Source organism: Rhodanobacter sp. G2-10 (genome assembly GCF_055809185.1).
In genome coordinates, this window is record NZ_CM147900.1 from 2569923 (window position 1) to 2585904 (window position 15982).

16 protein-coding genes are annotated in these 15982 nt (G+C 66.1%); 2 read left to right on the forward strand and 14 right to left on the reverse strand.

From position 1 onward, the window contains the following. Positions 1-133 precede the first annotated feature (133 nt). The 3 genes from AC0L58_RS11730 to AC0L58_RS11740 all read right to left on the reverse strand — a co-directional run bounded on the left by AC0L58_RS11730 (position 134) and on the right by AC0L58_RS11740 (position 3079). Positions 134-2155, reverse strand: coding sequence for a chemotaxis protein CheA (locus AC0L58_RS11730; RefSeq protein WP_473683569.1), 2022 nt, complete (start codon positions 2153-2155; stop codon positions 134-136). 176 nt (positions 2156-2331) lie between these two features. Continuing rightward, on the reverse strand, positions 2332-2694 hold the full coding sequence (locus tag AC0L58_RS11735; RefSeq protein WP_473683571.1) for a response regulator: 363 nt from the start codon (positions 2692-2694) through the stop codon (positions 2332-2334). 16 nt (positions 2695-2710) lie between these two features. Further along, the gene (locus AC0L58_RS11740) at positions 2711-3079 is read right to left on the reverse strand and encodes an STAS domain-containing protein (RefSeq protein ID WP_473683573.1); all 369 of its coding nucleotides are present in this window, start codon (positions 3077-3079) and stop codon (positions 2711-2713) included. Between the two features lie 341 nt (positions 3080-3420). On the opposite strand from AC0L58_RS11740, the gene fliK reads away from it, so the two are divergent. Continuing rightward, a complete protein-coding gene (fliK, locus tag AC0L58_RS11745) occupies positions 3421-4563 on the forward strand; it encodes a flagellar hook-length control protein FliK (RefSeq protein WP_473683575.1) in 1143 nt (380 codons plus the stop codon). Beyond that, a complete protein-coding gene (locus AC0L58_RS11750; RefSeq protein ID WP_473683577.1) occupies positions 4560-4811 on the forward strand; it encodes a flagellar biosynthesis protein in 252 nt (83 codons plus the stop codon). Before fliK ends, AC0L58_RS11750 begins: the two co-directional genes overlap by 4 nt. A 10-nt stretch (positions 4812-4821) precedes the next feature. On the opposite strand, the gene AC0L58_RS11755 is transcribed toward AC0L58_RS11750, so the two are convergent. From AC0L58_RS11755 to flhA, 11 genes are all read right to left on the reverse strand, one after another. Then, positions 4822-5175, reverse strand: coding sequence for a DUF2802 domain-containing protein (locus tag AC0L58_RS11755; protein ID WP_473683578.1), 354 nt, complete (start codon positions 5173-5175; stop codon positions 4822-4824). Further along, complete coding sequence (locus AC0L58_RS11760) at positions 5165-5647, reverse strand: chemotaxis protein CheW (RefSeq protein ID WP_473683580.1); 483 nt, start codon at positions 5645-5647, stop codon at positions 5165-5167. Before AC0L58_RS11760 ends, AC0L58_RS11755 begins: the two co-directional genes overlap by 11 nt. A gap of 36 nt (positions 5648-5683) precedes the next feature. Further along, positions 5684-6709, reverse strand: coding sequence for a flagellar motor protein MotD (gene motD, locus AC0L58_RS11765; RefSeq protein ID WP_473683582.1), 1026 nt, complete (start codon positions 6707-6709; stop codon positions 5684-5686). Continuing rightward, positions 6706-7446 (reverse strand): flagellar motor protein, encoded by a 741-nt coding sequence (locus AC0L58_RS11770; RefSeq protein ID WP_473683584.1) that lies wholly within the window; start codon positions 7444-7446, stop codon positions 6706-6708. Before AC0L58_RS11770 ends, motD begins: the two co-directional genes overlap by 4 nt. 5 nt (positions 7447-7451) lie before the next feature. Further along, positions 7452-9299 (reverse strand): chemotaxis protein CheA, encoded by a 1848-nt coding sequence (locus tag AC0L58_RS11775; protein WP_473683586.1) that lies wholly within the window; start codon positions 9297-9299, stop codon positions 7452-7454. A gap of 291 nt (positions 9300-9590) precedes the next feature. Continuing rightward, a complete protein-coding gene (locus AC0L58_RS11780) occupies positions 9591-10232 on the reverse strand; it encodes a protein phosphatase CheZ (protein WP_473683588.1) in 642 nt (213 codons plus the stop codon). Next, positions 10229-10636 (reverse strand): chemotaxis response regulator CheY, encoded by a 408-nt coding sequence (locus AC0L58_RS11785; RefSeq protein ID WP_473683590.1) that lies wholly within the window; start codon positions 10634-10636, stop codon positions 10229-10231. The genes AC0L58_RS11780 and AC0L58_RS11785 overlap by 4 nt, the downstream gene beginning before the upstream one ends. Positions 10637-10700: 64 nt before the next feature. After that, positions 10701-11429: an RNA polymerase sigma factor FliA gene (locus AC0L58_RS11790; RefSeq protein WP_473683592.1), complete on the reverse strand. Its 729-nt coding sequence runs from the start codon at positions 11427-11429 to the stop codon at positions 10701-10703. Continuing rightward, complete coding sequence (locus AC0L58_RS11795; protein ID WP_473683594.1) at positions 11429-12379, reverse strand: MinD/ParA family ATP-binding protein; 951 nt, start codon at positions 12377-12379, stop codon at positions 11429-11431. Before AC0L58_RS11795 ends, AC0L58_RS11790 begins: the two co-directional genes overlap by 1 nt. Positions 12380-12393: 14 nt before the next feature. Further along, complete coding sequence (flhF, locus tag AC0L58_RS11800) at positions 12394-13755, reverse strand: flagellar biosynthesis protein FlhF (protein WP_473683596.1); 1362 nt, start codon at positions 13753-13755, stop codon at positions 12394-12396. Between the two features lie 124 nt (positions 13756-13879). Then, complete coding sequence (flhA, locus tag AC0L58_RS11805; RefSeq protein ID WP_473683598.1) at positions 13880-15973, reverse strand: flagellar biosynthesis protein FlhA; 2094 nt, start codon at positions 15971-15973, stop codon at positions 13880-13882. Positions 15974-15982: the final 9 nt, after the last annotated feature.

A 15982-nucleotide genomic window follows, 5' to 3' on the forward strand; every position in this document is an offset into this window, starting at 1 on the left:
CAGAGACGCGCCGACGACCCGCGTTCGCGGATGACTGCTCCTGAAGCCGGGAGGAAACCTGGGGTTGCCGCTACGCATCTCGGCTCGGGCGCGAGGCTTTGCCCGTTGCGGCAGGATCGGGCTTTGCCGTCGCTCAGGCTGCCTTGGCCTTGCTCTGCTGGCTCAACCGCACCACGCCGCTGACGTCGACAATCAGCGCCACCGAACCATCGCTCAGGATGGTCGCGCCGGAAATGCCCTCGACGCGCTGGTAGTGGGCCTCCAGCGACTTCACCACCGCCTGTTGCTGGCCGAGCAGGTCATCCACCAGCAGGCCCACGCGACGATTCTCTTCTTCGACCACCACCACGATGCCACGCTCGATATCCGTGACGGCCTCGCCACAGCCGAACGTACGGTGCAGGCGCATGATCGGAAGGTAGGCGTCACGGAAGTGGAATACCTCGCCACCGCCGGCGATCTTGCGCACCATGTCCGGGCGCAGTCGCAACGATTCGACGATGGAGATCAGCGGCACGATATAGCGCTCGTGCCCGACCGCGGTGACCAGGCCATCGATGATGGCGAGGGTCAACGGCAATGCGATGGTGAACACGCTGCCCTTGCCGGTCTCGCTGCGCACGCTGACGCTGCCACCGAGATCGCGCACGTTGCGGCGCACCACGTCCATGCCGACGCCACGACCGGAAAGGTCGGTGGCCTGGTCGGCGGTGGAGAAGCCCGGCTGGAAGATCAGCTCAGCCACCTCGGCGTCGTCGAGTTTCTGACCGGGACTGATCAGGCCACGCTGCTCGGCCTTGCCGATAATGGCCGCGCGATTGAGACCGGCGCCGTCGTCGCTGATCTGCACCACGATATTGCCACCCTCGTGATGGGCGTCGAGCCGGAGCGTACCAGTTTCCGGCTTGCCCGCGGCGCGACGCTTCTCGGGCGATTCCAGGCCATGATCGATCGCATTGCGCACCAGGTGCACCAGCGGGTCGCCGATTTTTTCCAATACCGACTTGTCGAGCTCGGTGTGCTCACCGTGCAGTTCCAGCTTGACCTGTTTGCCGAGCTTGTGTTCGAGGTCGCGCACCAGCCGCGGGAAGCGGTTGAATACGGAGGCGATCGGCAGCATGCGTATGCGCATCACGCTTTCCTGCAGTTCCCGCGTGTTGCGTTCCAGCAGCACCAGGCCCTCGCGCAAACGCTCCAGCTGCGAGAGGTCGAAATGCTCGCCGATGTTGCTGAGCATCGACTGGGTGATGACCAGCTCACCCATCATGTTGATCAAGGCATCGACCTTGTCCACGCCGACGCGGATCGAACCACTGTCGCTGGAAGCCGTCGCGGTCTCGCGTACCGGACGCGGCGACTGCCCCGGTCGCGGTGCCGGCGCAGCAGCGGCCGCCGCCGGTGCGACCGCGGGCGGCGATGCGGGCGCCATCGGCGCTGCGTCGGCGACTGGCTCGATGGTCAGTTCGCAGTCGCCGTCGAGCCAATCGAAGACGGCATCGACATCGGCGCGCGCCACGTCGCCGTGCAGGCGCAGCTCCCACCCGAGAAAACACTGACCCGGGTCGAGCTCGGCCAGCGTGGCCGGTGCGGCATCGACCACAAAGGCGCGCAACACTTCCAGCCGCCCAAGTTGTTGCAGTTCGCGGAACAGACGCAGCGGGTCGTTGCCGGTCTGCAGCAGGTGCGGCAGCGCGACGAAACGGATGTTCCAGCCCGCCCCCGGCGCCGCCGCCGCTGCAGCAGTCGCCGCCGGCGCAGCCGACTCGCCGCTGACCAGGCAAACCAGTTCGGCGCGCAAGGCCTCGGTCTCCGCGTCGGCCACCGTCTGGCCACTGCGGGATCGCGCAAGCATCGCACGCAGGCAATCGACCGACCGCAGCATCAGGTCGATCAACTGCTCGTCCACGCCGCGTCGCTCGCTGCGCACCTCTTCCAGCAGCGACTCGGCGACATGCGTGAACGCTGCCACGTCGGTGAAGCCGAACGTGGCCGCGCCGCCCTTGATGGAGTGCGCAGCACGGAAAATCGTGTGCACCAGTTCGCTGTCGGTCGAACCGGAATCCAGTGCCAGCAAGGCAGCCTCCATCGCGTCCAGCCCTTCCAGGCTTTCTTCGAAGAACGTCTTGTGGAATTGAGTCAGATCGACCGCACTCATGGATTTTCCTTCAGGGGTGTGACAGATTCCGCCGTCGCGGCCAGAGCCTCGCCGGCTGCTTCAGAAACGGTATGCCGCGAACGCCGGAAGAGTCCCGATGAGCCGACGCCGCGGCTTCACCCGCGGCCGTTGGCTGGCACGAATGTCCCGCGATGCCGGCAGCAAGGGACCGTTGCTCAGCCCAGCACGCGCTTGACCGTCGACAGCAGCTGTTCCGGATCGAACGGCTTGACCAGCCAGCCGGTGGCGCCGGCGGCCTTGCCTTCCATCTTCTTTTCGGTGTGCGACTCGGTGGTGAGCATCAGGATCGGCACGCCCTTGTACGCATCCATGGCGCGCATTTCGCGCACCATGGCAATGCCGTCCATCACCGGCATGTTGACGTCGGCCAGCACTAGTTCGAACGCGCTGCCGCGCGCGGCGTCGAGCGCCAGTTGCCCATTCTCCGCCTCGGTCACTTCGTGGCCCGCTCCACGCAGGGTGAACGCCACCATGCCGCGCATCGAAGCCGAGTCGTCTACTGCAAGAATCTTTGCCATGCTGCCACCTCAGTAATCAGGCCAGCGTTGCCGCTGGCAGGTTCAATAACTGCTCCAGCCCGAGCAGGCCGGCCGCTTCACTCAAGACTGCGTTCGCACCACGCCAGCGGAGCGCTCCACCCTGGCTCTCCAGCTCACGCCGGAACAGCACCAGCAATTGCAGGGCCGCGGTATCGACGCGCTCGAGCCCTTCCACGTCGAGCACGATTTCGCCCCTGTGCAAGACTTCCTCCAACCGCGCCTTCAAGACGGCCTGCGCGGCCAGCCGGCAGTCCGCCGGAAGTTCCACCACGGCCGCGGCATCATCCGTGCCTGCTGCAGCGGCGGATGTCTCCATCTGCGCCTTGTCCGCCTTGGTCCGCTTGGTCGTTCGCTTGCCGGTCATGCCTCGACTCCGATTGCGCGATACGCGCTGACGTCGGTTCTATCGGCCGATCGGCGGATCGCTTTAGGCCCGCGCTGGTCAAGTCGACAGCGAGTGCCGCGATGCCACATGGCGGCATGGCTTCGTGTGGTGCCCATGGGCTTCAAACCATGAGCTGCAAACGACCCGCCGGTCAAAGCGCCTCCAGGCGGCAGACGCAAGGCGGGTTTCTCAAGTACGCTGGTGGAGTCGCCTCGTTCGAAAATTCTTTCGAAATATTCGCTCAAGTATTCTCCAGAGCGGCCGATGTCCACTACGACCGCCCCCTTTCCCTACCCGCGCCCGGCGCAGGAAGCCCACGTTTGAACATTCCACCCATCAGCATCGCTGCGCTTACCTGGGCTGGTGCCGCTTCCGGCACCACGGCCCAGAGTTGGCGTATTGGCGCCGTGCTGTCGGCGCGGCCGCTGGGGGTAAGCCCGACGGGGCTGCTGGTGCTGCAGGTGGGAGCCCTCACCGTCGAGGCGGATGTGGCACATGGCCAGCTGCCGTCCCACTTCCAGGTTCGCGTGCTCAGCCTGGGCGCGCAGCCGCAGCTGGAGGTCCTCGCGCATACCGCCGATCCCACCTTCCAGCGCATGTTGCGCGAACGGCTGCCGCAGCAGAATGGCTATACGCCATTGCTCGCCACGCTGACGGCGCTGGCCCAGCGGCCAGCGCTGCGCCAATTGCCGCCCGACATACGAACCGCTCTGGCGGTTCTGGAGCAGGCATTGCGCACGCCGGCGGAGATCACCAAGGGCGACGGACTGCGCGAAGCGATCCGACGCAGCGGGCTGTTCTTCGAGTCCCGCCTGCTGGGCCCGCACGGGCAACAACCCGCGTTGACCACCGACGACTGGAAGGGTGCCCTGCTGCGTCTGGCCGGCTTGCTCGACAAGCGCCAGGCGGCGCCGCCGCCGTCGGGCCGTGCCGACATCGACCCGCCTCTTCTGCAGCGGAATCTGCAGGCGCAGGCGCGCCTGCCGTTGCCTCCGCTTTCCGCGGACACCGATGTGGCAACGCTGTTGCAACGCCTGCACGGGGACGTCAAGGCGGCACTGGCGCGCATCGAGGTGGCCCAGCTCGATGCCAGTGCCAACCCCGCCGCGGCCTGGGTCGTCGAGATCCCGCTGCTGGGCAAGGATGGACACGACGTATTGCAGATCAGACTGGAACACAGCGTCGACACCGTCGATGGTGGTCAGAGCTGGAACCTGGGTTTTGCCCTGGATCTTCCGGCGCTGGGTCCGATCCAGGGTGAACTGCAATTGCGCGAACCGCGACTGTCGGTGCGCATGTGGGCCGAACGGAGCGAAACGGCACAGAAGCTGGAGCGGCAGTTCACTCCCCTGCGACAGCGATTGGCGGCCTGCGGCGTGCTGCTCGACCAGCTGAGCTGCCAGGTCGGCGTACCGCAATCCCATGGCAGCAGCGGCGCGTTGCTGCTGAAGGCGACGGCATGAGTACCCAGCCGCCAGTACGTCGGGTCAGCCTGCGTCTGTCCAGTGGCGACGATGAGGCGCAACCGATGCCGCCCCAGTCACTGGAGCTGTTGCTGGCGCGTGCCAGGGAACTCGGCGTGCCACTGCATCATGACGCCCAGATTGCCGCGCTGCTGGCCGCGCTGCGCCTGCGCGACGACATTCCGGTACAGCTCTACGCCTCGGCCGCCTCGGTGCTGGCGACGATCTACGACGCCGCCGAGGAATAGCAGGGTGGGATCAGGAATTGGCCGGGTGCATCTGCATGACCAGCCGGGCCTCGTCGCGCGACAAGCCACAACGACTGACCAGCTGCTCCAGGTCGGCGCCTTCCCGCGCCAGTTGCTGGGCCAGCTCGTAGGACTGGCGGGTCGGTGGCGGCTCCTGCACGATCTGGCGTAGCTGCTGTTCCAGCCGCCCCAGCGCCGTGACCAGCATCGAGGTCGGCACATCGGTGAATGCGTGCGAGGCGCCATGCGACAACAGCTCGACGCGTTGCCTGAGCCGGGAAGACTCACGCCACAAATGAAACAGCAGGGCCGACTGGGCCAGTGCCAGCAGGAGCAGGACCGCAACCCCGATCTCAAGCCACATGCGCACCTTCTCCGCTGAGTCGACACAGCTTGCGTACGTCAAGCAATGCCACGAATCCGCCCTGCCAGGACAGGACGCCGGTCACCGGATCATCGCTGCGCCTGGCACGACCCGGCGGCGGCGGCTCGATCTCGATGCCCTCAGTACACAACAGCTCGCCCACCGCGTCTACCCGCAACCCGATCAGCTGGCCGGCATGTGCCAGCATGATGATGCGGACACTGGCCGGATCCAGCTTCGGTGGGGTCACGCCCATCCGCCGGCAACCGTCCAGCACCGGAACGATCCGCCCACGCAAATGGCGCACGCCCAGGATGTCGGCGGCGGCGCCAGGTACCGGTGTGATGTCGCCATCGCGGATCACCTCGTTCACCGCCACCAGGGGCGCCGCGTACACCTGCGGACCGATCTGGAATGACAGCCATTGCTGGTCGGCCTGCGCAGGTGTTGCAGTGGAAGCAGGAGCGTTCATGGCAAATTTTCACGATCAAGGGCTGAAGACATCGGATCACCGATCCGGACTGACGCGTCGCGTCACGGGGCGCGATGATTCGTCGGCGGGCTGCGCGGCCTGACCGCGAGACGTCGCTTCCGTTGCAATCATCGACGGAGTGGTCGGCAGGCCGGCGTGATCATCGGCCGCTGCCCGCACCGCGGGCGCACGCGCCGCTGCGGTGACGCCATCGGCGCTCAGCGCCGGGCCTGACGGACCGGCCATGTCACGCAGATGGCCCATATCGCTTTGCTGCCGCGGGTTGGCATTCGCCGCGTTCATTACGACCACCAGCACGCGCCGGTTCTGGTTGCGGCCGGCTGCGGTCGCATTGTCGGCCAATGGTCGTACTTCGCCCCAGCCAATGATGCCCAGCCGATCCGGTGCCACGCCGCCGTCCGCGAACAATCGCGCCACGCTGGCGGCACGCGCCGCCGACAACTCCCAGTTCGATGGATATTGCGGCGTGCTGATCGGCACGTTGTCGGTGAACCCCTCCACCCGCAACGGGTTCGGGAATCGGGCCAGGATGGTTGCCAGGTTCTGCAGTACCGCGTCAGCCGAGGAAGAAAGCTGCGCCACGCCGCTTGGGAACAGGATATCGGTGCGGATTTCGATCTCCAGCCAGTCCTTCTTGTGTCGCACGACCACCAGATTGCGGTCGATCAGCGGCTGCAGCGCGTGACGCACCTGATTCTCGATGGTGTCGAGGTTCTGCGGCGCGAGTCCCGGACGGCCCTGATCCGCTGACGCCGGCGGTGAATGCAGCACGATCGGCAACGCGACATGGCTGGTCGCCGCGGCCCGATCCAGCGAGACGACACCAGGCGTACTCGCTTTGCCAGGCGACGGCGCGATCGCGCTGCTGGAGCCATTGAAGGCCTGAATCAGCGACTGGGACATCACCCGGTACTTGCCTTCGTTGACCACCGAAACGGCATACATCACCACGAAAAACGCGAGCAACAAGGTCATCAGATCGGCGTAGGGAATCGCCCACGCCTCATGGTTGAGATGTTCCTCGTGTTTGTGCTTCCTCATTCGATGTAACCCTGCAAGCGCGCCTCGATCTGGCGCGGGTTGTCACCCTGGGCAATCGACACCAGCCCTTCGATCAGGATCTCGCGCATCCGCGACTGCTTGCCGACCAGCGCCTTCAACCGCGCCGACATCGGCAGCATGAACATGTTGGCCAACGCCACGCCATAGATGGTGGCCACGAACGCCGCGGCAATGCCGTGACCGAGCTTGCTCGGGTCGGACAGGTTCTGCATCACCGCCATCAACCCCATCACCGCGCCGATGATGCCCAGCGTAGGCGAGTAGATGCCGGCGTTCTCGTAGACCTTGGCACCAGCCAGGTCTACCGCCTCGCGGGTATCGAGGTCCACCTCCAGCACACTGCGGATGGTGTCCGGCTCGCCACCGTCGACCAGCATCTGCAGACCCTTGTTGATGAACGGGTCGCGTTCCTGGTCGATCTGCGGCTCCAGCCCCAGCAGACCCTGACGGCGGGTGATTTCGCTCCAGCCCACGATGCGGCTGATCAGGTCGTGCGGCTGATGCTGCGGCGGTCGATAGATCAGCTTCATCATCGACAGCGCGTGCTTGATCACCTTGCCCTGGTTCTGCACCAGCAGCGCCGCCAGCGTGCCGAAGAACACGATGACGAACGCGGCCGGGTTCCACAGTGCTTCCACCGTCGATCCCTTCAGCACGGTGCCGAGGATGATCACCACGAATCCCAGGATCGTACCGATGGTGCTGATTCTGTCCATGCCGGTCAGCCTTCCAGTTGCAGCGAAGCAAACAGCTGGTCGGTACCTGCGACCAGGCCAGCCAGATCCATCACCAGGGCCAGTCGGCCATCGCCGGTCACGGTGGCGCCGGCAATGCCGGACACGTCGGAAAACAGCGAGCCCAGCGGTTTGACGATGACATCCTCCCGACCGAGCACCTCATGCACCATGCAGCCCACGCGTTGGTGGCCGATGTGCAGTACCACCACGTGTCGCGCAAAGCCGGTCTCGACGCCAACCCACAACGACAGATCGGCAAGCGGCAAGGCACGACCGCGATGATCGGCCACCAACCGTCCGTCGAGCATGCGATCCTGGCCAGGGGTCAGTTCGAACACTTCTTCCACGTTGCCCAGCGGCAGCGCCAGCAGGCGGTTGTCGACGCGCACCATCAGCACACGCAATACCGCCAGCGTCAGCGGCACGGTCAACTCCAGTTCGCTGCCCTGGCCCAGCTTCGATTGCACGCGCAAGGTGCCGCCCAACTCGGCCACGCGGGTTTTCACCACGTCCATGCCGACACCGCGGCCGGAGATGTCCGACACCGCCGCCGCCGTGCTGAAGCCGGGACGGAAGATCAATTCGTAGCACTCTGCTTCACTCAGACGCTCGGCCTGTGCCCGGTCGATCACGCCTTTCTCGAGCGCCTTGCGGCGCAGGATTTCCGGATCCATGCCGCCGCCATCGTCGCTCACCGAAATCACGATGCGCTCACCGCGCTGGCTCGCGGACAGACAGATGCGGCCCTTGCGCGGCTTGCCGGCATGCTCGCGGTCGGCCGGCATCTCCACGCCATGATCGAGTGCATTGCGCAACAGGTGGATGAGTGGATCGGCAAGGGCCTCGACCAGGCCACGATCGAGATCGGTGCCCTCGCCTTCCAGCACCAGCTCCACGTCCTTGCCCAGTTGACGAGCCAGGTCGCGCACGATGCGCGGAAAGCGCTGGAACAATCGTCCCACCGGCTGCATGCGCATGCCCATGACGGCACCCTGCAGATCATCGGTCACGCGGTCGAGCTCGCCCGCGGCCGTCGCCAGTGACTCGTCACCGAGACGCGCCGCCAGACTGAGCAGGCGATTGCGTACCAGCACCAGCTCACCCGCGTAGTTGACCAGCAGATCGAGCCTGGCGGTATCCACCCGCACCGAGCTCTCGGCGGTCACCGCGTGGCGTGCCGCCGGTTTGGCTTCCGCCACCGGCGGCGCTGGCGGCGAAGGCTTGGCGTCAGCCGCGGCTGGCTTGCCGTGCAAGGTATCGAGCAGCGCCTCGAATTCGTCATCGTCGATGGTGGCGGCTGGCGCTGACGCCACCGGCACCGGCGCCGGCTCGACCGTGCCGGGCACGGCGTTTCCGTACATGCTGTCGAGCAAGGCCTCGAACTCGTCGTCGTTGATCGGTGCACCTTCGGCAGCGGGCGATGCTGCCGGCGGCGCCACCACCGGCGCGGCGACACGTGGCAACAGCGCCTGCAGCAGAGCCGGTGGAGGCGTCGACAGCGGCGTATCGGCACTGACCCCGGCCATCATGTCGTTGAGCAGGTCGAGTCCCTGCAGCAAGGCATCCATATGGTTGGCGTTGAGCGACACCTTGCCGTTGCGTGCCTCGTTCAGCAGATCCTCGGCGTGATGGCACAGCAACACCATCGGCTCCAGCGCCAGAAAGCCGGCACCGCCCTTGACCGTGTGGAATGCGCGGAATACGGCGTTGAGCAGCTCGCTGTCGCGCGGCGAGGCTTCCAGCGCAACCAGCTGCTCGCCGAGCCGCTCCAGCAACTCGCCGGCCTCGACCAGGAAATCCTGGCGCAACTCGAGGTCGAATTCCGCGTTCATGACGCCAGAGCCTGCTTGTGGTCCCCAAGCGCCCCGCGCCGGGAGCTGTTTGCGCGCAGGCCAAGGAAAAACGCGGGAGTGGACGTCCGTCCACGACTGAGTGATGACGCCCGCACGGGGGCAAACAGGCCCGGCCCCGGCACTGACAAGTGTCGGGGTTGTCCTCGAGAGGCCGCCACGCGCCAGCACGCGGCTTGACCTGACGGCCAATCAGGCGCTGCGCCACGCACTAGCACCTGCCGGCCTCTCGATGACAACGCGGGATGCTTGGGGACCATAAGCAGGCTCTCTTCAAAACCCGAATTCGCTGAGCAGGCGGTCGGCTTCTTCCTGGCTGGATATTTTGGCGACGCTTTCCGGCATGTCGGTACCCGCCAGTGCACCGGTCAGGCGAACCAGTTCGAGCAGCGTCGATTCGACCGTGCCGATGAAGCTGTCGACCTTCTTGATGCGTTGGCCGGTCAGGTCCTGCCACGATTGCGCCACGACCAGGTCGGCCAGGCCTTCGCGGCAGCTGTCGGCAAACATCACCGACTCACGCGCCAGCACGCCGGCCGGATCACTGCCCTGCGTCCACTTGAGTACCTCGGCAGCGTCGACGGCCAGCGCCTCGGCCTGCGGCCGCATGCGTTCGGCGAAATCGATCGTCCGATGGGCTGCTGCAGAGCTCATCTCCAGCGCATCCTGCAGGTACTGGCGGGCGTCGGCGACATTGCCGCGAAAGCCATCTTGGGCCAGGTCGCTACCCAGTCGGCGCACCGCGTCGTGAAGGTCGCGCGCAAGCTGGCCCAACGCGCGAAACATGTTCTGTTCGCGCTGGCGCACGATGGCGTCGAGGGCCTGCTCGAAGGCCGGGCCTTCGGGACTGTTGAGCAACTCGCGCAGCTCGCTGGGCAAGGCGTCGCTGGCCGCGATGGCGTGCAGGGCGCTCATGCGGCGGCTCCACTGGCGGCGATGCGCTCGAAGATCTTGGTGAGCTTCTCCTGCAGCGTGGCAGCACTGAACGGCTTGACGATATAGCCGTTCACGCCGGCCTGGGCGGCAGCGATGATCTGGTCGCGATTGTTCTCGGCGGTCACCATCAGCACCGGCATGCCCCTCAGGGACTCTTCGGCCCGTATGGCACGCAACAAGTCGATGCCGGTCATGTTGGGCATGTTCCAGTCCGTCACGACAAGATCAAACGGCGTGCTGCGGAGTAGCGCGATCGCGCTCTCGCCATCATCCGCCTCCTGGATCAGGGCGCCGCTGAAGCCGAGCTCCACCAGCAGGTTTCGTACGATTCGCCGCATGGTGGAAAAGTCGTCCACCACCAGGATTTTCATGTTCTTGTCCAACGCTCTCTCCACGTGCGCTACGGGCCGTTCGGCGGCCCTTGAATTGATCGAATGCCGAGCCTGGTCAGGCGCGCCACCCGGTGAGTCTCGAGCGCAGCCGGACGACGGCTTGCCCATGGATCTGGCAGACGCGCGATTCGCTCACCCCCAGCACTGCTCCGATTTCCTTCAGGTTCAACTCCTGCTCGTAGTACAGGGACATCACCAGCTGCTCGCGCTCGGGCAGCCCGGTGATCGCTTCGGCCAACGCCTCGCGCATGCCGTCGCGCTCGATGCTGTCCTCCGGCCCGAGGCTGCCCTCGTCGGCCACGTCCATCACGCCGCCCTCTTCGCTGTCGTCCGACGCGGTCAGGCTCAGCAGGCGCACGCAAGCGGCATCGGCCAGCACCTGGTGATACTCCTCGGCGCTGATCCCCAGACGCCGGATAACCTCTTTTTCGTCCGCCTCCGCACCGGTTTCAGTCTCGATCTGACGAATGGTCTCGGCCACTTCACGGGTCTTGCGATGAACCGAACGCGGCGCCCAGTCGGTACGACGCAACTCATCCAGCATCGCGCCGCGAATGCGGATCCCCGCAAAGGTCTCGAAGCTGGCGCCCCGGTCCTGTGCAAAATTTCGCGCTGCTTCCAACAAACCGATCATTCCCGATTGAATCAGGTCACCCACGTCGACACTGGCTGGCAACCGGCCCATCAAGTGATAGGCGATCCGCCGCACCAGTGGCGCATGCCGCTTTACCAGGTCATCGGCACTTTCGCGGGAAACTTGCAGATATTCCGAAGCCACACTCATCACGGCACCTCACCAGCCGGTACGGTCCGACCGCCAAAGAAGGCGATCCGGTCGAGCGCGGCGCGGTCAGGCTCCGCCCATTTATCGACCAGGTCAGCCAATTTCTTGAATGCCTGCGACGAATGGCTCGATGGCCACACGTCGACGACGGCACATTGCCTGCGAATGGCCTGGCGCAGACGCTCGTCATGCGGTATCCATCCACTGAAATCGATCACCACATCGAGAAACCGGTCACTGACTCGCGCCAGCTTTTGATGCAGCACGCGCGCATCACCTTCGTTGCGCACCATGTTGGCGACCATGCGGACCCGGCGCACGCCGTAGTCGCGACTGAGCACCTTGGTCAGTCCGTAGGCATCGGTCAGCGAAGCCGGCTCGTCGCAAACCACCAGGATCACCTCGGAGGCGGCGGCAGCGAACATGGTCACGTTGTCGGCAAGCCCGGCGGCGGTATCCACCACCAGGTATTCGGGGGGACGGGCCAGCTCGTCGAACGCGCGGATGATTGCGGCGTGCTCGCCGTTGTTCAATTGCGCCAGGCGGCGCGTGCCGGAACCGGCCGGCACCACTTGCAGGCCGCGCGCGGCCGGCAGCAGCAGTTCCTCCAGCGTGCACTCGCCATCGAGCAGGTGCCCGATATGACGAGATGGCGTGAGGCCGAGCATGACGTCGACATTGGCCAGGCCCATGTCGGCATCCAGCAACACGACTTCGTGGTCGGCGATCGACAAGGCCATCGCCAGGTTCACCGCCACGGTGCTCTTGCCGACGCCGCCCTTGCCGCCAGCCACGGCAATCGCGCGACACGGTGTGCGTTGCTGCTTGCCCGCACCAAGGAGACTGCTGGCCTGGTGGCTGACCGGGACGACCGTGGGTGCCGTCGGCTGGGCCGCAGGTTGCGCCGCGGCCTTGGCCAGCATCTGTTGCAGCCCGGAGGCCTGATCCATTGCAAGTACTCCGTTCATGCGTTCGCCACCGCGAAACCGAATTTCTCGGCCATCAGGCCATCATCGGGGGCGTTGCTCTTCAGTGATTGGGCGGTGCGGCAAACCAGCGCGCGCGCGTCGGCGGCAGCGATGTCCTCGGGCACACGCTGGCCGTCGGTGGTGTAGTCCAGCGGCAGGTTGTGCCGGATCAGCACCGACAGCGCGCCACCCAGGTTCGGCGCCTCATCCAGCTTGGTCAGAATGCAGGAGTGCGGCTTCAGCGGCAGGTAGGCGCGTACCGCGTCGTCCAGCGACTGCGCATGGGTGTTGGCCGCCAGCACCAGGGTCGCGCGCAACTCGTTGGCGTCGGCGAGGATGTCCAGTTGCTGGTTGAGCCGCGGATCGTTGCCGGCGACACCGGCGGTGTCGATCAGCACGGTGTGGCGACCACGCAGGATCTCCAGCACCTTGCGCAGACTCTCCCCGTCGTAGGCGGGATAGACGCGCACGCCGAGCAGGCGGCCATAGTGTTCGAGCTGGGCGGCGGCGCCGATGCGGTAATGATCGGTACTGACCAGGGCCACTTCGTCGGCGCCGCGACGCAGCACCGCGCGGGCGGCAAGTTTGGCGATGGTGGTGGTCTTGCCCACGCCGGTGGGCCCGACCAGGGCCGTGACGCCGGGTTCGTCGCAGACCAGGCCGCGGCCACTCACGGCCAGGCGGCGGCTGAGCATGCCCAGCGGCAGGTAACGCGCCTGCTCGGGATTGATCTGTTCGGGGAGTTCGTCGACCAGAATGCGGGCCACGTCCGACTCGATGCCGATGCGGGTCATCTCGCGCAACACCCGCGCACGCAACGGCTGGCGCCGCTCCATGTCGTTCCAGGCCAGGCTCGAGAGCTGCATTTCCAGCAGTTCGCGCATGCTGCCCAGCTCGCTGCGCAGCTGCGCGGTGTCGTGCGCGGCGCGCTCCATCATCGGCAGCAGCACCGGGCGCTCCGTCGCGAGCGGCGCGGGCTCCGGCGCGGCAGCTGTCGCCGTACGCGGCGTTGCCGCGGCGGGAGCCGCCACACGACGCGGCGATGCCTGGGGCGCGGGTTTGGCCGCAACCGGCGCCGGCGTTTCAGGCACTGGCCGTGGCGCGAGCGGAGGCGGCATCGATGGCGGGCGCGCCGAAGAGGCCGGGCTTTCCGCGCGCGGCGCAGGTGCTTCCGCCTTGGGCGTGCCCTGACGCGAGGCCTCGCGCATCAGCGCCTCGTCATAATCGAGCGCGGCGATGATCTCGATGCCGTCGTCAATGCGGCGCGTCGACAGGATCACGGCGTCCGGGCCCTGCTCTTCGCGTACGTCGCGCATGGCCTGGCGCATGTCGGCGGCCACGAAACGTTTGATTTTCATTGCTTGCTCCGCGAACGGGAATGGGGAACGGGGAATCGGGAATCGGTCAAAGCAAGACTCCCGGTGGGTCGCTGCGAACTTGGCATTTGCGAGTCTCTATTTCCCATTCCCGATTCCCTGCTTTTCATCGCCCCAATGCCTGGACCAAACGCACGCTGCGGTTGTCCGGCACCTCGTTGTAAGCCAGTACGTGCAGGTTTTGTGCCACATGGCGCGTAAACCTCGCCAACCACGGCCGAAGCTGCGGCGCGACCAGCAATACGGCGGGTTCGCCGCTCATTTCCTGGCGACGCGCGGCGTCCGCCACACTCTGCTGCAGACGGTCGGCAAGGCCCGGTTCCACCGCGGCTCCGGCCACCCCGCCGCTGCCGGCAAGGGAACCCAGCAGGATCTGTTCGAGCTCCGGCGCCAGCGTGATGACCGGCACCTCGGTGCCCAGCCCGGTGATTTCCTGCACGATCTGGCGACCCAGCGTCACGCGCACGGCGGCGCTCAAAACGCCGGGATCCTGACTCTGCGCCGCGTGCTCCGCCAAGGATTCGACGATGCTGCGCATGTTGCGGATCGGCACGCGTTCGGCCAGCAGGTTCTGCAGCACCTTGACCACCACGCCCAGCGACAGGCGCTTGGGCACCAGGTCCTCGACCAGCTTCGGCGCGGTGGCGGCGAGGCGATCAAGCAGCTGCTGCACGTCCTGGTGGCTGAGCAGCTCGTGCGCGTGGCCCTGCAGGATGTGCGACAGGTGGGTGGCGATCACCGTGCCGGGGTCGACCACGGTATAGCCGTAGCTCTGCGCCAGCTCGCGCTGCCCGCTCTCGATCCATACCGCTTCCAGGCCGAACGCCGGGTCCTGCGTGGCAATGCCCTGCAGGGTGCCGTGCACCTGGCCCGGGTTGATCGCCATCAGGCGATCGTTGTGCACCTCGGCCTCGCCCATCGGCACGCCCATCAGGGTGATCCGATACGTGTTGGGCCCCAGGTCCAGGTTGTCGCGGATATGCACCGCCGGCACCAGGAAGCCGAGTTCCTGCGACAGCTTGCGGCGTACCGACTTGATCCGGCCCATCAACTCGCCTCCCTGGTGCACATCCACCAGGGGTATCAGGCGGTAGCCCACTTCCAGACCGAGCGGGTCGACGCTGGCCACATCCTCCCAGCCCAGCTCCAGCCGCTCGGCAGGCGTGCTGGCCGCCGGCGCTTCTTCCACCGCTTCGGCCAGACGGGCGCGGGTTTCGCGCTCGCGCTTGTGCAGCAACCAGGCGACGGCACCGCAGGCGGCGCTCAGCAGCAGGAACGCCACGTTCGGCATGCCGGGGATGATGCCCATCACGCCCAGCACCACGGCGGCCACGGCCAGCGCACGGGGCTGGCCGAAGACCTGGCCAAGCACCTGCCGACCCATGTCCTGCGACTTGGACACGCGCGTGACGATGATCGCCGCCGCCACCGACAGCATCAGCGCAGGCACCTGCGCCACCAGACCGTCACCGATGGTCAGCAGCGTATAGGTCTTGGCCGATTCGGCGGCGGAAAGGTTGTGTTGCATCACGCCGACGAAGAATCCGCCGATGATGTTGATGAAGAGAATCAGGATGCCGGCGGTGGCGTCACCGCGCACGAACTTGGAGGCACCATCCATCGAGCCGTAGAAGTCCGCCTCCTCGCGCACTTCCTGGCGCCGCTCGCGCGCCTGTTCCTGGGTCAGCAGGCCGGCGTTGAGATCGGCGTCGATTGCCATCTGCTTGCCGGGCATCGCATCGAGGGTGAATCGCGCGGTCACCTCGGACACGCGGGTGGCGCCCTTGGTGATCACCACGAAGTTGATCACCACGATGATCGCGAACACGACCAGGCCGACCGCGAAGTTGCCGCCGATGACGAATTCGCCGAAGGCTTCGATCACCTTGCCGGCGGCACCGGGGCCGTCATGCCCGTGCAGCAGCACCACTCGGGTGGAGGCGATGTTGAGCGCCAGGCGCAGCAAGGTGGCCATCAGCACCACGGTGGGGAACGCGGCGAACTCCAGCGGGCGCATCACGTAGACCACGGCCAGCAGGATCACCAGCGACAGCGCGATGTTGAAACTGAACAGGATGTCCAGGATGAAGGGCGGCATCGGCAGCATCAGCATGCCAAGCATCGCCAGCATCATCACTGGAGCGCCAACACCCCGTCGCGCGAGGTGTTTGAAGTTGCCTAGTACATCTGCACCCGTCATGGTTTTGAC

Excerpts from the sequence above, each read along its gene's own strand:
- AC0L58_RS11795 (WP_473683594.1), bottom strand. The coding sequence starts at position 12,379 with ATGGATCAGGCCTCCGGGCTGCAACAGATGCTGGCCAAGGCCGCGGCG.
- flhF (WP_473683596.1), bottom strand. The coding sequence starts at position 13,755 with ATGAAAATCAAACGTTTCGTGGCCGCCGACATGCGCCAGGCCATGCGC.
- flhA (WP_473683598.1), bottom strand. The coding sequence starts at position 15,973 with ATGACGGGTGCAGATGTACTAGGCAACTTCAAACACCTCGCGCGACGG.
- AC0L58_RS11770 (WP_473683584.1), bottom strand. The coding sequence starts at position 7,446 with ATGGACAGAATCAGCACCATCGGTACGATCCTGGGATTCGTGGTGATC.
- AC0L58_RS11760 (WP_473683580.1), bottom strand. The coding sequence starts at position 5,647 with ATGAACGCTCCTGCTTCCACTGCAACACCTGCGCAGGCCGACCAGCAA.
- AC0L58_RS11730 (WP_473683569.1), bottom strand. The coding sequence starts at position 2,155 with ATGAGTGCGGTCGATCTGACTCAATTCCACAAGACGTTCTTCGAAGAA.
- AC0L58_RS11775 (WP_473683586.1), bottom strand. The coding sequence starts at position 9,299 with ATGAACGCGGAATTCGACCTCGAGTTGCGCCAGGATTTCCTGGTCGAG.
- AC0L58_RS11740 (WP_473683573.1), bottom strand. The coding sequence starts at position 3,079 with ATGACCGGCAAGCGAACGACCAAGCGGACCAAGGCGGACAAGGCGCAG.
- AC0L58_RS11790 (WP_473683592.1), bottom strand. The coding sequence starts at position 11,429 with ATGAGTGTGGCTTCGGAATATCTGCAAGTTTCCCGCGAAAGTGCCGAT.
- AC0L58_RS11735 (WP_473683571.1), bottom strand. The coding sequence starts at position 2,694 with ATGGCAAAGATTCTTGCAGTAGACGACTCGGCTTCGATGCGCGGCATG.
- motD (WP_473683582.1), bottom strand. The coding sequence starts at position 6,709 with ATGAGGAAGCACAAACACGAGGAACATCTCAACCATGAGGCGTGGGCG.
- AC0L58_RS11780 (WP_473683588.1), bottom strand. The coding sequence starts at position 10,232 with ATGAGCGCCCTGCACGCCATCGCGGCCAGCGACGCCTTGCCCAGCGAG.
- AC0L58_RS11755 (WP_473683578.1), bottom strand. The coding sequence starts at position 5,175 with ATGTGGCTTGAGATCGGGGTTGCGGTCCTGCTCCTGCTGGCACTGGCC.
- AC0L58_RS11750 (WP_473683577.1), top strand. The coding sequence starts at position 4,560 with ATGAGTACCCAGCCGCCAGTACGTCGGGTCAGCCTGCGTCTGTCCAGT.